This is a genomic window from Streptomyces sp. TE5632 (assembly GCF_054061295.1).
The window spans coordinates 1129512-1145783 of the sequence record NZ_JBSSEA010000003.1; the positions used below are offsets into that span (position 1 = coordinate 1129512).

Sequence of the window (16272 nt, forward strand, 5' to 3'; positions counted from 1 at the left end):
TGAGGTTGAGCCTCCTCACACCCGCCCCCGCCCCCGCTGAGGGCTCGGCACCGGCCTCGCGGGCGTACGTCTCGCCCGACGGCTCGGCGAGCTCGGCACGCCGGTGACGCTGACCGGCGAGGAGGAGCACCGCCCGTACGACAGGGTGCTGCTCGCCGAGGTGCCGGCCGGACGCCACGGCCCCGAGGTGATCGCCCTGCCGGCGCCCGCACGGCTGACCCGGGCCCGGGTCACCGGCATCGACCGCGCGGCGCGCACCGCGGTCTGCGCGGACGGCTCGGTGATCGGACACGGCCGGCTGGTCCTGGCCACCGGCTCCCACCCGGTGCTGCCGCCGCTGCGCGGACTGTTCACCGCGGGCACCCCGGACACCGAGAACGCCGAGGACGCCAGGGACGCCGAGGACGCCGAGGGCCGCGAGCTGCCCGAGGGTGTGCACGCCCTCCGCACCGTGGGCGACCGCCTGGGCCTGGACAAGGCACTGCGGCCGGGGGTGCGGGCTGGTGGCCCCCGGCTACGAGCAGGCCGAGACGGCCGCCGCGGCCATCGCCGCCGACGGGACCGACCCGTTGACGTTCACGGGCGCCGACCCGGTCCACCAAGCTCAAGCTGCCCGGCGTGGACGTGGCGTCCTTCGGCGACGCCCACGGCGCCACCGCCGGCTGCCTGGGCGTCGTCTACTCCGACTCCCGCGCCGGCCTCTGCAAGAAGCTGGTCGTCGGCCGCGACGGCACCCTGCTCGGCGGCATCCCGGTCGGCGACGCCGACGCGTACGGCACGCTGGGGCGCGGTGCGCAGAACGCGTCCGCGTGAGCGGAGAGCTACCGTCCGGTCACGTCACGTTCGCATCACGGGTCCAGGAAACCTCCGCACCCTCCCCCGGCCACTCCCCTACCGTCGGCAGCCCACACCCGGCAGACCGCCCCGGACGGGGGCATGCTGCCGGATATCCGCACATGGCTGGGAGTTTCCCCGTGAACCTGTCCTACAAGTCCGCCGCCGTGACCGTCGCCGCGCTCGCCCTGGCCACACTGCCCCTCACCACCGCCGCGGCCCACGAGGGCAGCCACCCGTTCAAGAACTGCACCGAGGCGTACGACGCCGGGTACCAGAACATCCAGAGGGGCGACGAGCACTACGGCAAGCACCTGGACCGCGACAACGACGGCGTCGGCTGCGACGACGCGCCGGCGGACTTCGTCCCCGTCGGCGACGGGGACAGCGGTTCGGACGACGGCGCCACCGGCACCGGCTCAGACAGCGGCGAGAAGGGCACCACCGAAAAGGGCGGCGGCACCGACCTCGCCGAGACCGGAGGCAACAGCGCCACCCCGTACATCGCGGCCGGCGGCGCGACCGTCGTCCTGGCGGGCGGCGCCGTCCTGCTCGCCTCCCGCAGGCGCCGCAGCACGGACTGACCCACGCAGGGCCTCGGACACGAGAAACGGCGGCACCCCCGCACGGGTGCCGCCGTTTCCTTTCGTGATCCGGAGCCGTCGCCGATCGGTGAGGGTGGTCGGGTGACAGGCAACGGCTCCGGGGCTTGACTCACCCCGGAGGGGTCAGCGGTGGTCGCTGCCGTTCGAGGTGACCGCGGCGCGGCCGGCCTCCAGGCGGGCGACGGGGATGCGGAACGGGGAGCAGGAGACGTAGTCCAGGCCGACCTCGTGGAAGAAGTGGACCGACTCCGGGTCGCCGCCGTGCTCGCCGCAGACGCCGAGCTTGAGGCCGGGGCGGGTGGCGCGGCCGGCCTCGGCGGCGAGCTTCACCAGGGAGCCGACGCCGTCCCGGTCGATCGTCTCGAACGGGGAGACGCCGAAGATGCCCTTCTCCAGGTAGGCCGTGAAGAAGCTCGCCTCCACGTCGTCCCGGCTGAAGCCCCACACCGTCTGGGTGAGGTCGTTGGTGCCGAAGGAGAAGAACTCGGCGGCCTCGGCGATCTGGCCGGCGGTCAGGGCGGCGCGCGGCAGCTCGATCATCGTGCCGATGGCGAGCTTCAGCCGTGTGCCGGTGGCCTTCTCGACCTCCGCGATGACCTGGTCGGCCTCCTCGCGGACGATCTCCAGCTCCTGGACCGTGCCGACCAGCGGAATCATGATCTCGGCGCGCGGGTCGCCCTTGGCCTCCCGGCGCTCGGCCGCCGCCTCGGCGATGGCCCGCACCTGCATGGTGAACAGGCCGGGGATGACCAGGCCGAGACGGACTCCGCGCAGGCCCAGCATCGGGTTCTGCTCGTGCAGCCGGTGCACGGCCTGGAGGAGGCGCAGTTCGTTCTCGTGCGGCTCCTGCCGGGACTCGGCGAGGGCCACGCGGACCGACAGCTCGGTGATGTCGGGCAGGAACTCGTGCAGCGGCGGGTCGAGGAGCCGGACGGTGACCGGGAGGCCGTCCATCGCCTCGAACAGCTCGACGAAGTCCCGCTTCTGGTGCGGCAGCAGCGCCTTGAGGCACTCCTCGCGCTCGGCCTCGGTGTCGGCCAGGATCAGCCGCTCCACCAGCTCGCGCCGGTCGCCGAGGAACATGTGCTCGGTGCGGCACAGGCCGATGCCCTGGGCGCCGAAGCGGCGGGCGCGCAGCGCGTCCTCGGCGTTGTCGGCGTTGGCGCGCACCCGCAGCCGGCGCTTGCGGTCGGCGAAGGCCATCATCCGGTGGACCGCCTCGACCAGTTCGTCTGCGTCGTCGGCGCCCGGGTGCATCCGGCCCTCGAAGTACTCCACGACCGGGGACGGGACGACGGGTACCTCACCGAGGTAGACCTTGCCGGTGGAGCCGTCGATGGAGATCAGGTCGCCTTCCTCGACGACGTGCCCGCCGGGGACGGTCATCCGGCGGCGCTTGGTGTCGACCTCCAGCTCCTCCGCGCCGCACACACAGGTCTTGCCCATGCCGCGGGCGACGACGGCGGCGTGCGAGGTCTTGCCGCCGCGGGAGGTGAGGATGCCCTCGGCGGCGATCATGCCGTCCAGGTCGTCGGGGTTGGTCTCCCGGCGGACCAGGATGACCTTCTCACCGGAGCGGGACCACTTGACGGCCGTGTACGAGTCGAAGACCGCCTTGCCGACCGCCGCGCCCGGCGAGGCCGCGATGCCGCGCCCGACCCGCTCGACCTTCGCGTCCTCGTCGAAACGCGGGAACATCAGCTGGGCGAGCTGGGCGCCGGTGACGCGGGTGAGCGCCTCGGCCTCGTCGATCAGGCCCTGGTCGACCAACTGGGTGGCGATCCGGAAGGCCGCGCCCGCGGTGCGCTTGCCGACACGGGTCTGGAGCATCCACAGCTGGCCGCGCTCGATGGTGAACTCGATGTCGCAGAGATCCTTGTAGTGGTTCTCCAGCGTCTCCATGATCTGCATCAGCTGGTCGTACGACTTCTTGTCGATCTGCTCCAGATCGGCGAGCGGCACGGTGTTGCGGATGCCCGCGACCACGTCCTCGCCCTGCGCGTTCTGCAGGTAGTCGCCGTAGACGCCCTGCTGGCCGGAGGCGGGGTCACGGGTGAAGGCCACGCCGGTGCCGGAGTCCGGGCCGAGGTTGCCGAAGACCATGGAGCAGACGTTGACGGCCGTGCCCAGGTCGTGCGGGATGCGCTCCTGACGGCGGTAGAGCTTGGCCCGGTCGGTGTTCCAGGAGTCGAAGACCGCGTGGATGGCGAGGTCCATCTGCTCGCGCGGGTCCTGCGGGAAGTCCCGGCCGGCCTCGGTCTTGACGATCTTCTTGAACTTGGTGACCAGCTTCTTGAGGTCGGCGGCCTCCAGCTCGGTGTCGACCGTGACCTTCTTGGCCGTCTTCGCCGCCTCCAGCGCGTCCTCGAAGAGGTCGCCGTCGACGCCGAGGACGGTCTTGCCGAACATCTGGATGAGACGCCGGTAGGAGTCCCAGGCGAAACGGTCGTCGCCGGCCTGCTTGGCCAGGCCCTGTACGGACTTGTCGGAGAGGCCGATGTTCAGGACGGTGTCCATCATGCCGGGCATGGAGAACTTCGCCCCGGAGCGGACCGACACCAGGAGGGGGTTGTCGGGCTGGCCGAGCTTCTTGCCCATCGCCGCTTCGAGTGCGTCGAGGTGCGCGCTCACCTCGTCACGCAGTGCCGCCGGCTCCTCACCGCTGTCCAGGTAGACCTTGCAGGCCTCCGTGGTGATGGTGAAGCCGGGAGGGACGGGAAGACCCAGATTGGTCATCTCGGCGAGGTTCGCACCTTTCCCGCCGAGCAGGTCCTTGAGGTCCTTGTTGCCCTCGGTGAAGTCGTAGACGAACTTCACGCCCTCAACGCTCCCGCCCTGCTGGGCTCCATGGAGATCTTTGTTTTCCGACACGGGTCTCGACTCCTCGAGGACGCGGTGGCTGCCCTGACGAGCAGGAACATACCCAGATCAAAGGCATATGGGTACGTCCACACGTCCACCATGCGACTGGGACCCCTCCGCCGCCACTGGATCAAAAGTCAAAGGCAAGTCAAGGTTTGGCAAGAAATCACAGTCCCATGTGTTCACTTCTTGAACGCGACGACTCCGGATTGAGCCGCTCTACGCGCTCACCTGAGCAACGATCGGCACGTCTGATTTCGCTCGATGAACGATCAAAGGGTGGCACCGGGTGCCACCCTTTGAGAAATGCAGTCACCCATGATCCGCTCATCTGAGCGCACCCCTTATCAAGGGTGGCGAGAATCACGCTGCCGCAGTCGCCGGGATTTCACCATGCGGACGCCTTCCGTACGCCCGGTCCCCACGGTGGAGCGGACCGTTGAACGAACCGGTCGGCGCGCCCGTACGGAACTGCGGCGGATCCGGACCCCCACGCCGGGTCCGCCTCCTCACCGGGTTTTGCACGGAAGGACCTCCGGGTGCCTGTCTTCACACGCCTGCGCCGGCCGACACGGACCACCGAAGAGAAACGAGGGGACGAGAAGCAGGGGGAGGAGCCCCGCCCCACCCCTCCAGCCCTCCGCGCCTTCCGTGCCTTCCGTGCCTTCCGTGCCTTCCGTGCCTTTCACGCCTTCCGCATCCGCTACGCCGCTCTGCGCGACCGGCACCCCCGCGCCGCACGCGCCGCCCGCCGGACCCTGCACGTCCTCGCCGCCGTGCTGGTCGTCGGCGCCCTTCTGCTGCCCAACACCGCCGGCGCCCTGCGCCCCGACCGGTTCACCCGGATACCGGCCGAGGCGATCATCGGGGCCGCGCTGCTTCCCGCCCTCCCGCGCCGACCCCGGCTCGTCGCGGCCTCGCTGTACGGGGTCGGCCTCGCCGTGCTGACCGTGCTGAACCTGCTGGACATCGGGTTCAACGAATATCTGGGCCGGGGCTTCAACCTGGTCCTCGACTGGGGCCTGCTCGACGACGCCCAGGCCTATGTCGGGGACTCCATGGGCCCCGCGACCGCCACGGCCGCCACCGTCGGCGCGGTCGCCCTCGCCCTGCTCCTGGTGGTCGTGATGGCGCTGGCCGCCGTCCGGCTGAGCGAGCTGCTGGCCCGGCACCGCGCGCGGGCCGCCCGGGGCGCCCTCGTCGCGGGCACCGTGTGGATCACCTGCACCGCCCTCGGCCTGCAGGCCCTCGGCGCGCCGATCGCCTCGGACCGGGCCTCCGCGGCGGTGAAGGTGCAGGCCCGGCGCGTGGTGGACACGCTGCACGACGAGGCGGAGTTCGAGAAGGTGGCGCGTTCCGACGCCTTCGCGGCCACACCTCCCGGCAGGCTCCTGCCCGACCTGCGCGGCAAGGACGTGCTCATCACGTTCATCGAGAGCTACGGCCGCACCGCCCTGGAGGACCCGGTGATCGCCCCCGGCGTCACCCGCACCCTCGACACCGGCACCGAGACCCTCGCGAAGGCGGGGTACCGGGCCCGTAGCGGCTGGCTGACGTCGGCGACATTCGGCGGCAGCAGCTGGCTCGGCCACTCGACGGCGTTGTCCGGCCTGTGGATCGACAACCAGCAGCGCTACCGCACCGCCACCGCGAACGACCGCCTCACCCTCACCAAGGCGTTCGGGAAGTCCGGGGCGTGGGACACCGTCGGCATCATGCCGGGTGTCCAGAAGAACTGGCCCGAGGCAAAGTGGTTCGGCCTCGACAAGGTCTACAACGCCTTCCAACTGGGTTACCAGGGGCCGAAGTTCAGCTGGTCGACGATGCCGGACCAGTACACGCTCGAGGCCTTCCAGCGCCTGGAGCACAGCAAGGAGCGCGACCGGGGCAGGAACCTGATGGCGGAGATCATCCTGACCTCCAGCCACCAGCCCTGGGCTCCCCTCCCCGAGATGGTCGGCTGGGAGGAACTCGGCGACGGCTCCGTCTTCGGCCCCATCCAGAAGGCGGGGAAGGACCCCGGCACCCTCCTCACGGACGCCACCAAGTCCCGTCAGGAGTACGGCAAGTCGGTCACGTACTCGGTGACCGCCCTCACCCGGTGGCTGGAGCGCTACGGCACCGACGACACCGTCCTCGTCTTCCTCGGCGACCACCAGCCCGTCGCCCGGGTCAGCGGCCTGCGGGCGAGCCGGGACGTGCCGGTGACGATCGTCGCCAAGGACCCGAAGGTGCTGGAGAAGATCGCCGACTGGAACTGGACGGAGGGCCTCAGGCCGGCCGAGGACGCGCCCGTGTGGAGGATGGACGCGTTCCGCGACCGCTTCCTGAAGGCCTACGGCTCCGTCCCGCACCCGACCGAGCGCTGAATCACGGTCAGCCGCCGGACGTGTCGAGTTCGGCGTCCTCGCCGACGCCCGCGCACTCGTACGGGTCCTTCAGCCAGCCGTCCGGCAGCGCCACCCGGTTGTTGCCGGACGTACGGCCGCGGGGGCCGTCCGCGCCGGTCGGCCAGGGCTGGTCCAGGTCCAGTTCGTCCAGCCCGGAACGCAGGTCCCGGAGCGAGGAGGTGATCGCGAGCCGCTTGCGCATCTCCGAGCCGACCGCGAAGCCCTTCAGGTACCAGGCGACGTGCTTGCGGAAGTCGATCACCCCGCGCGACTCGTCCCCGATCCACTCCCCGAGCAGGGTCGCGTGCCGGACCATGACGTCGGCGACCACGCGCAGCGCGGGCCTGCGGAAGTCGTCCCGGCCCTCGAAGGCCGCGACCAGGTCGGCGAAGAGCCACGGCCGACCGAGGCAGCCGCGCCCCACCACGACCCCGTCGCAGCCCGTCTCGCGCACCATCCGCAGCGCGTCCTCGGCGGACCAGATGTCGCCGTTGCCGAGTACGGGGATCTCCGGCACGTGCTCCTTCAGCCGGGTGATGGCGTCCCAGTCGGCGGTGCCTCCGTAGTGCTGGGCGGCGGTGCGTCCGTGCAGGGCGATGGCGCTCACGCCCTCCTCGACGGCGATGCGGCCGGCGTCCAGGTAGGTCAGGTGGTCGTCGTCGATGCCCTTGCGCATCTTCATCGTGACCGGCAGGTCCCCGGCGCCGCTCACCGCCTCGCGCAGGATGGACCGCAGCAGGTTCCGCTTGTAGGGCAGGGCCGAGCCGCCGCCCTTGCGGGTCACCTTCGGCACCGGACAGCCGAAGTTGAGGTCGATGTGGTCGGCGAGGTCCTCCTCCGCGATCATGCGGACGGCCTTGCCGACGGTCGCCGGGTCGACGCCGTACAGCTGGATCGAACGCGGCGTCTCGCTCGCGTCGAACCTGATCAGCTGCATGGTCTTCTCGTTGCGTTCGACCAGCGCCCGGGTGGTGATCATCTCGCTGACGAACAGCCCCTTGCCGCCGCTGAACTCCCGGCACAGGGTGCGGAAGGGCGCGTTGGTGATCCCGGCCATGGGAGCCAGTACGACGGGCGGCCGGACCGCGTACGGGCCGACCGTCAGGTTCGAGTGGTCCGGCCGGTTCGACGGGGGCTGAACCGGGGTGGGCGTGGGCGTGGACATTCCCCCATTGTCCCGCATCCGGAGAGCTGCCCGGCACGACACATGTGCGGCATTCATTAGTTAGCCGCACTATTGAACCGCGCTACGATGGAACCCATGCCCGAGCTCAGCCCGCGCCGACGCCTCCTCGTGCTCGCGATCTGCTGCATGAGCCTGCTCATCGTGAGCCTGGACAACACGGTGCTGAACGTCGCCCTGCCGTCCCTCCAGAGGGACCTGCACGCGAGCACCGCGGGCCTTCAGTGGACCATCGACGCGTACACCCTCGTCCTCGCCTCGCTGCTGATGCTCGCGGGCTCCACGGCCGACCGGATCGGCCGCAAGCGGGTCTTCATGGCGGGGCTGGTCGTCTTCACCCTCGGCTCGGTGCTGTGCTCGCTCGCACCGAACCTGGACGCGCTGGTCGCCTTCCGCATGGTGCAGGCGGTGGGCGGTTCGATGCTCAACCCGGTCGCCATGTCGATCATCACCAACACCTTCACCGACCCGCGCGAACGCGCCCGCGCGATCGGCGCGTGGGGCGCGGTCGTCGGCATCTCGATGGCGGCGGGTCCCCTGGTCGGGGGCCTGCTGGTGGACTCCGTCGGCTGGCGCTCCATCTTCTGGATCAACCTGCCGGTCGGCCTCGTCGCCCTCCTCCTCACCCTGCGCTTCGTCCCGGAGTCCCGTGCCCCGAAGGCCCGTCGCGCCGACCCGGTCGGCCAGCTGCTGGTCATCGTCCTGTTCGGCTCCCTGACGTACGCGATCATCGAGGCGCCGCACGCGGCGCTCTCCACCACCGCCCCCTTCGCCCTCCTCGCGTCGGCGGCCCTGCTCTCCCTGCTGCTCTACGAGTCCCGCCGCCACGAACCCCTGATCGACCTGCGTTTCTTCCGCTCGGCACCGTTCAGCGGGGCCACCGTGATCGCGGTGAGCGCGTTCGCCGCGCTCGGCGGGTTCCTGTTCCTCTCCACGCTCTACCTGCAGAACGTACGGGGCCTGAGCGCCCTGGACGCCGGCCTGTGGATGCTCCCCATGGCCGTCCCGACCTTCCTGTGCGCCCCGCTCTCCGGCCGTCTGGTCGGCAGCCGGGGCCCCCGGCTGCCGCTGCTGATCGCGGGCGGCGCGCTGACGGTGAGCGGGCTGCTCTTCGCCCTCTTCGAGGCCGAGACCTCCGACGTCACGCTGTTCGCCGGGTACGTCCTGTTCGGCGTCGGCTTCGGCTTCGTCAACGCCCCCATCACCAACACCGCCGTCTCCGGCATGCCCCGCGCCCAGGCCGGGGTGGCCTCGGCGGTGGCCTCCACCAGCCGGCAGCTGGGCCAGGCGCTCGGGGTCGCGGTGGTGGGCGCGGTGCTGGCGGCGGGGGTGGGCTCCTCGTCGTACGCGGCCGGCTTCGTGCCGGCGGCGCGGCCCGGCTGGTGGATCCTCACCGCGTGCGGGCTCGCGGTGCTGGTGGTGGGCGCGGCGACCTCCGGCCCCTGGGCCCGCGCGACCGCGCGGCGCACGGCCGACCGGCTGGAGTCGGCGGAGATCCGCGAGGCGGCGGGCGTGGACGCCTAGCCGGGCGCGCCCGCTCCTCCACCGAACTCACCTGCGCGCAGCCCCTGTTGATGTTGCTCTTGCTGCACACTCTGCGTCATGCCGCAGATCGACACGAGCAAGGTCAGCCGCTGGGACCAGCACGGCCGGGAACACGTCGTACGGATCCGGCGCACCGGGGTGCAGCGCACGATCAGCTGCGAGACGTGCGACTGGCGCAGACGCGCCCGGTTTCTTCCCCGGCCGAAGGCGGAGGAGCATCTGGCCCAGGCCCACCAGGCGACGGTGGACCCCACGGGAACGTGAACCGCCCCGGGCGGCGCGGGAGGCGCTGCCCGGGGCGGGTTCGACGGAGTCGCGGTGCTACGACGTCAGCAGCCGATCAGGCGGCTCGCCAGGTAGCCCTCGATCTGGTCGAGGGAGACCCGCTCCTGCTTCATGGTGTCGCGCTCGCGCACGGTCACCGCGTTGTCGTCCAGGGTGTCGAAGTCGACCGTGACGCAGAACGGCGTACCGATCTCGTCCTGGCGGCGGTAGCGACGGCCGATGGCGCCGGCGTCGTCGAACTCGATGTTCCAGTTCTGCCGCAGCGCCTGGGCGAGGCCCTTGGCCTTCGGCGACAGCTCCGGGTTGCGGGAGAGCGGGAGCACCGCGACCTTCACCGGGGCCAGCCGCGGGTCGAGGCGCAGCACCGTGCGCTTCTCCAGCTTGCCCTTGGCGTTGGGCGCCTCGTCCTCGACGTAGGCGTCGATCAGGAAGGCGAGCATCGCCCGGCCGAGACCCGCCGCCGGCTCGATGACGTACGGCGTCCAGCGCTCGCCGGCCTCCTGGTCGAAGTAGGAGAGGTCCTGGCCGGAGGCCTTGGAGTGGGCGCCGAGGTCGTAGTCGGTGCGGTTGGCGACGCCCTCGAGCTCACCCCACTCGCTGCCGCCGAACTGGAAGCGGTACTCGATGTCGGCGGTGCGCTTGGAGTAGTGGGAGAGCTTCTCCTGCGGGTGCTCGTACCACCGCATGTTCTCCTCGCGCATGCCGAGGCCGGTGTACCAGTTCCAGCGCTGCTCCATCCAGTATTCCTGCCACTGCTCGTCCTCGCCCGGCTTGACGAAGAACTCCATCTCCATCTGCTCGAACTCGCGGGTGCGGAAGATGAAGTTGCCGGGCGTGATCTCGTTGCGGAAGGACTTGCCGATCTGGGCGATGCCGAACGGCGGCTTGCGGCGCGAAGTGGTCTGCACCTGGGCGAAGTTGGTGAAGATGCCCTGGGCGGTCTCGGGGCGCAGGTAGGCGACGGAGCCGGAGTCCTGGGTCGGGCCGAGGTGGGTGGAGAGCAGACCCGAGAACTGCTTGGGTTCGGTGAACTGGCCCTTGTTGCCGCAGTTGGGGCAGTTGATGTCGGCCAGGCCGTTCTCCGGGGCGCGGCCCTTCTTCTCCTCGTACGCCTCTTCCAGGTGGTCCGCGCGGAACCGCTTGTGACAGGCGGTGCACTCGGTGAGCGGGTCCGAGAAGGTGGCGACGTGACCGGAGGCGACCCACACCTCGGGGGCCAGGATCACCGACGAGTCGATACCCACGACGTCCTCACGCGACGTCACCATGTAACGCCACCACTGGCGCTTGAGGTTCTCCTTGAGCTCGACACCCAACGGCCCGTAGTCCCAGGCGGCACGCTGGCCGCCGTAGATCTCACTGCAGGGGAATACGAAGCCTCGGCGCTTGCTCAGGCTGACGATGGTGTCGATCTTGTCGGCGGCCACGGTGCTCTCTTCATTACGACGACGGGCGACGAAGCGAGATTGCTTCCAGCGAAGTTCTCAGGCTACCGGCGGGCCCTGCTCCTGGACCAATTAGGGCCTGCCACGGGCCTCTCGCCCAGCTTGTTGACAACGGTTTCCATGTTTGTTGAAAATGGGTGTCATGAACGTACGACGACGCCTCATACCCGCGGCTGCGGCGACCGCGGTCACCGCAGCCGCCCTCGGCACCCTGTCCGCCTGCTCCTCCGGCAGCAGCGCGGCCGTGGGCAACACCGACAAGTTCGACGTCGTCGCCTCGTTCTACCCCATGGCGTTCCTCGCCGAGCAGATCGGCGGCGACCATGTGAACGTCACCAGCCTGACCCAGCCCGGCCAGGAGCCGCACGACCTGGAGATCAGCACCAAGCAGACCGCGCAGCTCGAGGAGAGCGACGCGGCGCTCTACCTCAAGGGCCTGCAGCCCACCGTCGACGAGGCCATCGGCCAGTCCGGTGTGCGGACGAAGATCGACGCGGCCACCCTGACCTCCCTCGACCACGCCGCCGGGGCCGGCGGCCACGGCGACGACCACGGCCACGGCCACGACGACGAGCACGGGCACAGCCACAGCCACGACGGCCGGGACCCCCATGTCTGGCTCGACCCGGTCAAGTACGCCGAGATCGCCGAGGGCGTCGGCAAGGCCTTCCAGAAGGCCGACCCCGACCACGCCACCGACTACAAGAAGAACACCGAGGCCCTGGTCGGCGAGCTGAACGACCTCGACGCCGAGTTCAAGGCCGGCCTCGAGCACCGGAAGACCGACGTCTTCGTCACCGCCCACGCCGCCTTCGGCCACCTCGCCGCGCGCTACGGCCTGACCGAGGAGGCCATCAACGGCCTCGCCCCCGAGTCCGAGCCCAGCGCGGCGCGCGTGAAGCAGCTCACCGAGACCGCCAAGGCCGACGGGGTGACCACCGTCTTCTACGAGACGCTGATCAGCGACAGGACGGCGAAGACCGTCGCCCGCGACGCCGGACTCAGGACGGACGTCCTCGACCCGCTCGAGGGCATCACCGACAAGTCCCGCGGCGACGACTACTTCCAGGTCATGGAGTCCAACCTGCGGGCCCTGCAGACGGCGCTGGGCGCCAAGTGACCCACTCGAACCACCGGAAGGACACCGGCATGAGGACGGCAGCATGAGCACCGAGTCCGTCATATCCCTGCGCGGTGTCCATGCCGAGCTCGGCTCGCGCCCCGTGCTGCGCGGCATCGACCTCACCGTGCACCGCGGTGAGGTGGTCGCCCTGCTCGGCGCCAACGGCTCCGGCAAGTCGACGGCCGTGCGCAGCGTCATCGGCCAGGTCCCGGTCGGCGCCGGCGAGGTCGAGCTGTTCGGCACCCCGCAGCGCCGGTTCCGCGACTGGGCGCGCGTGGGGTACGTACCGCAGCGCACCACGGCCGCGAGCGGCGTGCCCGCCACGCTGACCGAGGTCGTCTCCTCCGGCCGGCTCTCCCGCACCCGCTTCGGCGTGTTCCGCAAGGCCGACCGCGAGGCCGTGCACCGCGCCCTGGAACTGGTCGGCATGGCCGACCGGGCGAAGGACTCGGTGGACGCCCTCTCCGGCGGCCAGCACCAGCGGGTCCTGATCGCCCGCGCGCTCGCCGCCGAACCCGAGCTGCTGATCCTGGACGAACCGATGGCGGGCGTCGACCTGGCCAGCCAGGAAGTGCTCGCCAAGACGCTGCGCGAGCAGGTCGCGAACGGCACCACCGTCCTGCTCGTCCTGCACGAGCTGGGCCCGCTGGAGCCCCTGATCGACCGGGCGGTCGTGCTGCGCGACGGCTGCGTCGTGCACGACGGCCCGCCCCCGAAGGCGGTCGGCCAGCACGCCCTGCCCGGCCACGACCACGTACACCCGCACGCACCCGCGGGCGTCGAACCGATCCGCACGGGACTGCTGAGCTGATCCATGGAAATCCTGAACTACGCCTTCATGCAGCGGGCACTGCTGGCGGCCGTCCTGATCGGCATCACCGCCCCCGCCGTCGGCATCTACCTCGTACAGCGCCGCCAGGCCCTCATGGGCGACGGCATCGGACACGTCGCGATGACCGGCGTCGGCCTCGGCTTCCTGCTCTCCTGGTCGCCGGTGTGGACGGCCGCCCTGGTCTCCGTCCTCGGCGCCGTCCTCATGGAACTGATCCGCTGGTACGGCAGGACCCGCGGTGACATCGCCCTCGCCATGCTCTTCTACGGAGGCATGGCGGGCGGTGTCATGTTCATCAACCTCGCCCCGACCGGCTCCAACGCGAAGCTCTCCTCGTACCTCTTCGGCTCCCTGTCGACGGTCTCCGAGTCCGACGTCACGGCCATCTGCCTGCTGGCCGCCTTCGTCGTACTGGTCACCCTCGGTCTGCGCCGCCAGCTGTTCGCGGTCAGCCAGGACGAGGAGTTCGCGCGGGTCACGGGCCTGCCGGTGCGGTTCCTGAACCTGCTCACCGCCGTCACGGCGGCGGTCACCGTCACCGTCGCGATGCGCGTGGTCGGCCTGCTGCTGGTGAGTGCGCTGATGGTGGTGCCCGTCGCCGCCGCCCAGGCGCTCAGCCGCAGCTTCGCCGCCACCTTCGCCATCGCCGTCGCCATCGGCGTGACGGTGACCATCGGCGGCACGGTCACCTCGTACTACCAGGAAGTGCCGCCCGGCGCGACGATCGTGCTGCTGACGATCGCCGCGTTCATCGCGCTGACCGCGCTGGCCACCCCGCTGGCCCGCCGCCGCGCCCGCGCCCTGGCCGCCGCACAGCCCGTCCCGGAGCCCGTGGAATGCGCGGTTCCGGCCGACCGGAGCGACGCCTGACGGCGCTCCCGGCCCGGATCTTCCCCGGACTGGCACAATGGCCGCGGCAGACTCGGACGTGAGGAGGAAACCGGTGACCACCGCTGGACCGCCCGTGAAGGGCCGCGCCACCAGGCAGCGGGCCGCTGTGGCGGCTGCGCTCCAGGATGTCGACGAGTTCCGCAGTGCGCAGGAACTGCACGACATGCTCAAGCACAAGGGCGACTCGGTGGGACTCACCACGGTGTACCGCACCCTGCAGTCCCTCGCCGAGGCCGGCGAGGTCGACGTGCTGCGGACCGCCGAGGGCGAGTCCGTCTACCGCCGTTGCTCCACCGGCGAGCACCACCACCACCTGGTCTGCCGCACCTGCGGCAAGGCGGTCGAGGTCGAGGGCCCGGTCGTGGAGACCTGGGCGGAGGCCGTCGCCGCCGAACACGGCTACGTCAACGTGGCCCACACGGTGGAGATCTTCGGCACCTGCGCGGAGTGCGCGGCGGCCGGCCGCGACGACTGAGGTCACGAACGCGGGACACGGCGAAGGGCGCGGAGACGATCTCCGCGCCCTTCCCTGTCACTACTGGTTACTGGTTCTCCTGCGGCTGCTCGCCCTCCATGGCCAGCAGCTCCTCGTTCGGGATCGCGCCGCCGAAGCGCCGGTCGCGGGAGGCGAACTCCAGGCACGCCCGCCACAGGTCCCGGCGGTCGAAGTCCGGCCACAGGACGTCCTGGAAGACCATCTCCGCGTAGGCGCTCTGCCACAGCAGGTAGTTGGACGTACGCTGCTCACCGCTCGGCCGCAGGAACAGGTCCACGTCCGGCATGTCCGGGTAGTACAGGTAGTTCTGCAGGGTCTTCTCGGTGATCTTGCCCGGGTCGAGGCGCCCCGCCTTCACGTCCTCGGCCATGGCCTGCGCCGCGTCGGCGATCTCGGCGCGACCGCCGTAGTTCATGCAGAAGTAGAGCGTGAGCCGGTCGTTGTCCTTGGTCTGCTCCTGGGCGATCTGGAGCTCCTTGGCCACCGACTTCCACAGCTTGGGCATCCGGCCCACCCAGCGCACCCGGATCCCGAGTGCGTCGAGCTCGTCGCGGGACTTGCGGATGAAGTCCCGGTTGAAGTTCATCAGGAAGCGCACCTCGTCCGGCGAGCGCTTCCAGTTCTCGGTGGAGAAGGCGTACAGCGAGATGGCGCCGACGCCCATCTCTATCCCGCCCTGGAGCACGTCCAGCACCCGCTCGGCGCCGATCTTGTGTCCCTCGGTGCGCGGCAGGCCCCGTTCCTTGGCCCAGCGGCCGTTGCCGTCCATGACGATCGCCACGTGCTTGGGGACCAGCTCACCGGGGAACTTCGGGGGCCGCGCGCCGGAGGGGTGCGGTTCCGGCGTCCTGTACTCCCGGCGCTGACGCCCCAGGAACCCGCGTACGGCCATGTGCTTCCTCGTCTCCCTCTAGCTGGGTTTCTGGTTACTTCTCGACGTACCGGAGTGAGCGCAGCCCGCGCTCGAGATGCCAGTGCAGGTAGGCGGACACCAGCCCGCTCCCCTCCCGGACGTGCCGCTCCTCGCACGCGTCGGCGGTCTCCCAGTCCCCCGTCAGCAGCGCGCCGAGCAGTCCCAGGGCCTCCGGCGAGGGTACGACGCTGCCGGGCACCCGGCAGTCGGCGCAGAGGGAACCGCCGGACCCGACCGAGAAGAACCGGTTCGGCCCGGGCATCCCGCACTTCGCGCAGTCCCCGAAGCTCGGGGCGTAGCCGTTGACGGCGAGGGAGCGCAGCAGGAACGCGTCGAGAACGAGATGCGGTGCGTGCTCGCCGCGGGCGAGGGTCCTGAGGGCGCCCACGAGCAGCAGATACTGCTGCACGGCCGGCTCGCCCTCGTTGTCGGTGAACCGCTCGGCGGTCTCGAGCATGGCCGTTCCGGCGGTGTAGCGGGCGTAGTCGGTGACGATTCCGCCGCCGTACGGGGCGATGGTCTCGCTCTGGGTGCACAGCGGGAGGCCGCGCCCGATCAGCTCGCTGCCCTTGGCGAAGAACTGCACGTCCACGTGCGAGAACGGTTCGAGGCGGGCGCCGAACTTGGACTTCGTCCGGCGCACGCCCCTCGCCACGGCGCGTACGCGTCCGTGACCGCGCGTGAGCAGCGTGATGATCCGGTCCGCTTCACCCAGCTTCTGGGTGCGCAGCACGATGCCGTCGTCGCGGAACAGACTCATGCCCCCATTCTCGCGTACGCCCGGGGCTCCCCCGTCACGCGGTCGGGGCCCGTCCGGCGGAACGTGCCGGACGGGCCCGCCGGACGATCACGCGCAGCTCAGGGCCCC

At 70.6% G+C, this 16272-nt stretch carries 13 protein-coding genes and 2 pseudogenes; 10 read left to right on the forward strand and 5 right to left on the reverse strand.

Annotated elements, in window-relative coordinates; all coding sequences use genetic code 11:
• Positions 1-43: 43 nt before the first annotated feature.
• From ACVW19_RS10335 to ACVW19_RS10345, 3 genes and pseudogenes are all read left to right on the forward strand, one after another.
• Positions 44-502: pseudogene (locus ACVW19_RS10335) on the forward strand (FAD-dependent oxidoreductase); the annotation flags it as partial.
• A pseudogene (locus ACVW19_RS10340) lies at positions 486-783 on the forward strand (nitrite reductase (NAD(P)H)); the annotation flags it as partial. The pseudogenes ACVW19_RS10335 and ACVW19_RS10340, both read left to right, overlap by 17 nt.
• Before the next feature lie 191 nt (positions 784-974).
• Positions 975-1418, forward strand: coding sequence for an LAETG motif-containing sortase-dependent surface protein (locus tag ACVW19_RS10345; protein ID WP_457458602.1), 444 nt, complete (start codon positions 975-977; stop codon positions 1416-1418).
• Between the two features lie 144 nt (positions 1419-1562).
• On the opposite strand, the gene ppdK is transcribed toward ACVW19_RS10345, so the two are convergent.
• Positions 1563-4310, reverse strand: coding sequence for a pyruvate, phosphate dikinase (gene ppdK / locus ACVW19_RS10350; protein ID WP_457458604.1), 2748 nt, complete (start codon positions 4308-4310; stop codon positions 1563-1565).
• A gap of 530 nt (positions 4311-4840) precedes the next feature.
• Here ppdK and ACVW19_RS10355 point away from each other — a divergent pair.
• Positions 4841-6670, forward strand: a complete 1830-nt coding sequence (locus ACVW19_RS10355) for a CDP-alcohol phosphatidyltransferase (protein ID WP_457458605.1) — start codon at positions 4841-4843, stop codon at positions 6668-6670.
• A 7-nt stretch (positions 6671-6677) separates the two neighbouring features.
• On the opposite strand, the gene dusB is transcribed toward ACVW19_RS10355, so the two are convergent.
• Positions 6678-7856, reverse strand: a complete 1179-nt coding sequence (dusB, locus tag ACVW19_RS10360; RefSeq protein ID WP_457458609.1) for a tRNA dihydrouridine synthase DusB — start codon at positions 7854-7856, stop codon at positions 6678-6680.
• 96 nt (positions 7857-7952) lie between these two features.
• On the opposite strand from dusB, the gene ACVW19_RS10365 reads away from it, so the two are divergent.
• Both ACVW19_RS10365 and ACVW19_RS10370 read left to right on the forward strand, forming a co-directional pair.
• Positions 7953-9398 (forward strand): MFS transporter, encoded by a 1446-nt coding sequence (locus ACVW19_RS10365; protein ID WP_457458611.1) that lies wholly within the window; start codon positions 7953-7955, stop codon positions 9396-9398.
• Between the two features lie 78 nt (positions 9399-9476).
• The gene (locus ACVW19_RS10370; RefSeq protein WP_457458613.1) at positions 9477-9683 is read left to right on the forward strand and encodes a hypothetical protein; all 207 of its coding nucleotides are present in this window, start codon (positions 9477-9479) and stop codon (positions 9681-9683) included.
• Positions 9684-9748: 65 nt separating this feature from the next.
• Here the strand turns inward: ACVW19_RS10370 and ACVW19_RS10375 are convergent, their stop codons facing one another.
• The gene (locus ACVW19_RS10375; protein WP_279336151.1) at positions 9749-11131 is read right to left on the reverse strand and encodes a glycine--tRNA ligase; all 1383 of its coding nucleotides are present in this window, start codon (positions 11129-11131) and stop codon (positions 9749-9751) included.
• Positions 11132-11291: 160 nt separating this feature from the next.
• On the opposite strand from ACVW19_RS10375, the gene ACVW19_RS10380 reads away from it, so the two are divergent.
• From ACVW19_RS10380 to ACVW19_RS10395, 4 genes are all read left to right on the forward strand, one after another.
• A complete protein-coding gene (locus tag ACVW19_RS10380) occupies positions 11292-12269 on the forward strand; it encodes a metal ABC transporter substrate-binding protein (RefSeq protein ID WP_457458615.1) in 978 nt (325 codons plus the stop codon).
• Between the two features lie 43 nt (positions 12270-12312).
• On the forward strand, positions 12313-13083 hold the full coding sequence (locus ACVW19_RS10385) for a metal ABC transporter ATP-binding protein (RefSeq protein WP_457458617.1): 771 nt from the start codon (positions 12313-12315) through the stop codon (positions 13081-13083).
• Positions 13084-13086: 3 nt separating this feature from the next.
• Complete coding sequence (locus tag ACVW19_RS10390; RefSeq protein ID WP_457458619.1) at positions 13087-13974, forward strand: metal ABC transporter permease; 888 nt, start codon at positions 13087-13089, stop codon at positions 13972-13974.
• A gap of 73 nt (positions 13975-14047) precedes the next feature.
• Positions 14048-14470, forward strand: a complete 423-nt coding sequence (locus tag ACVW19_RS10395) for a Fur family transcriptional regulator (protein ID WP_457458621.1) — start codon at positions 14048-14050, stop codon at positions 14468-14470.
• Between the two features lie 67 nt (positions 14471-14537).
• On the opposite strand, the gene ACVW19_RS10400 is transcribed toward ACVW19_RS10395, so the two are convergent.
• The gene (locus tag ACVW19_RS10400) at positions 14538-15383 is read right to left on the reverse strand and encodes an isoprenyl transferase (protein WP_457458623.1); all 846 of its coding nucleotides are present in this window, start codon (positions 15381-15383) and stop codon (positions 14538-14540) included.
• Positions 15384-15417: 34 nt separating this feature from the next.
• The gene (recO, locus tag ACVW19_RS10405; protein WP_457458625.1) at positions 15418-16164 is read right to left on the reverse strand and encodes a DNA repair protein RecO; all 747 of its coding nucleotides are present in this window, start codon (positions 16162-16164) and stop codon (positions 15418-15420) included.
• Positions 16165-16272: the final 108 nt, after the last annotated feature.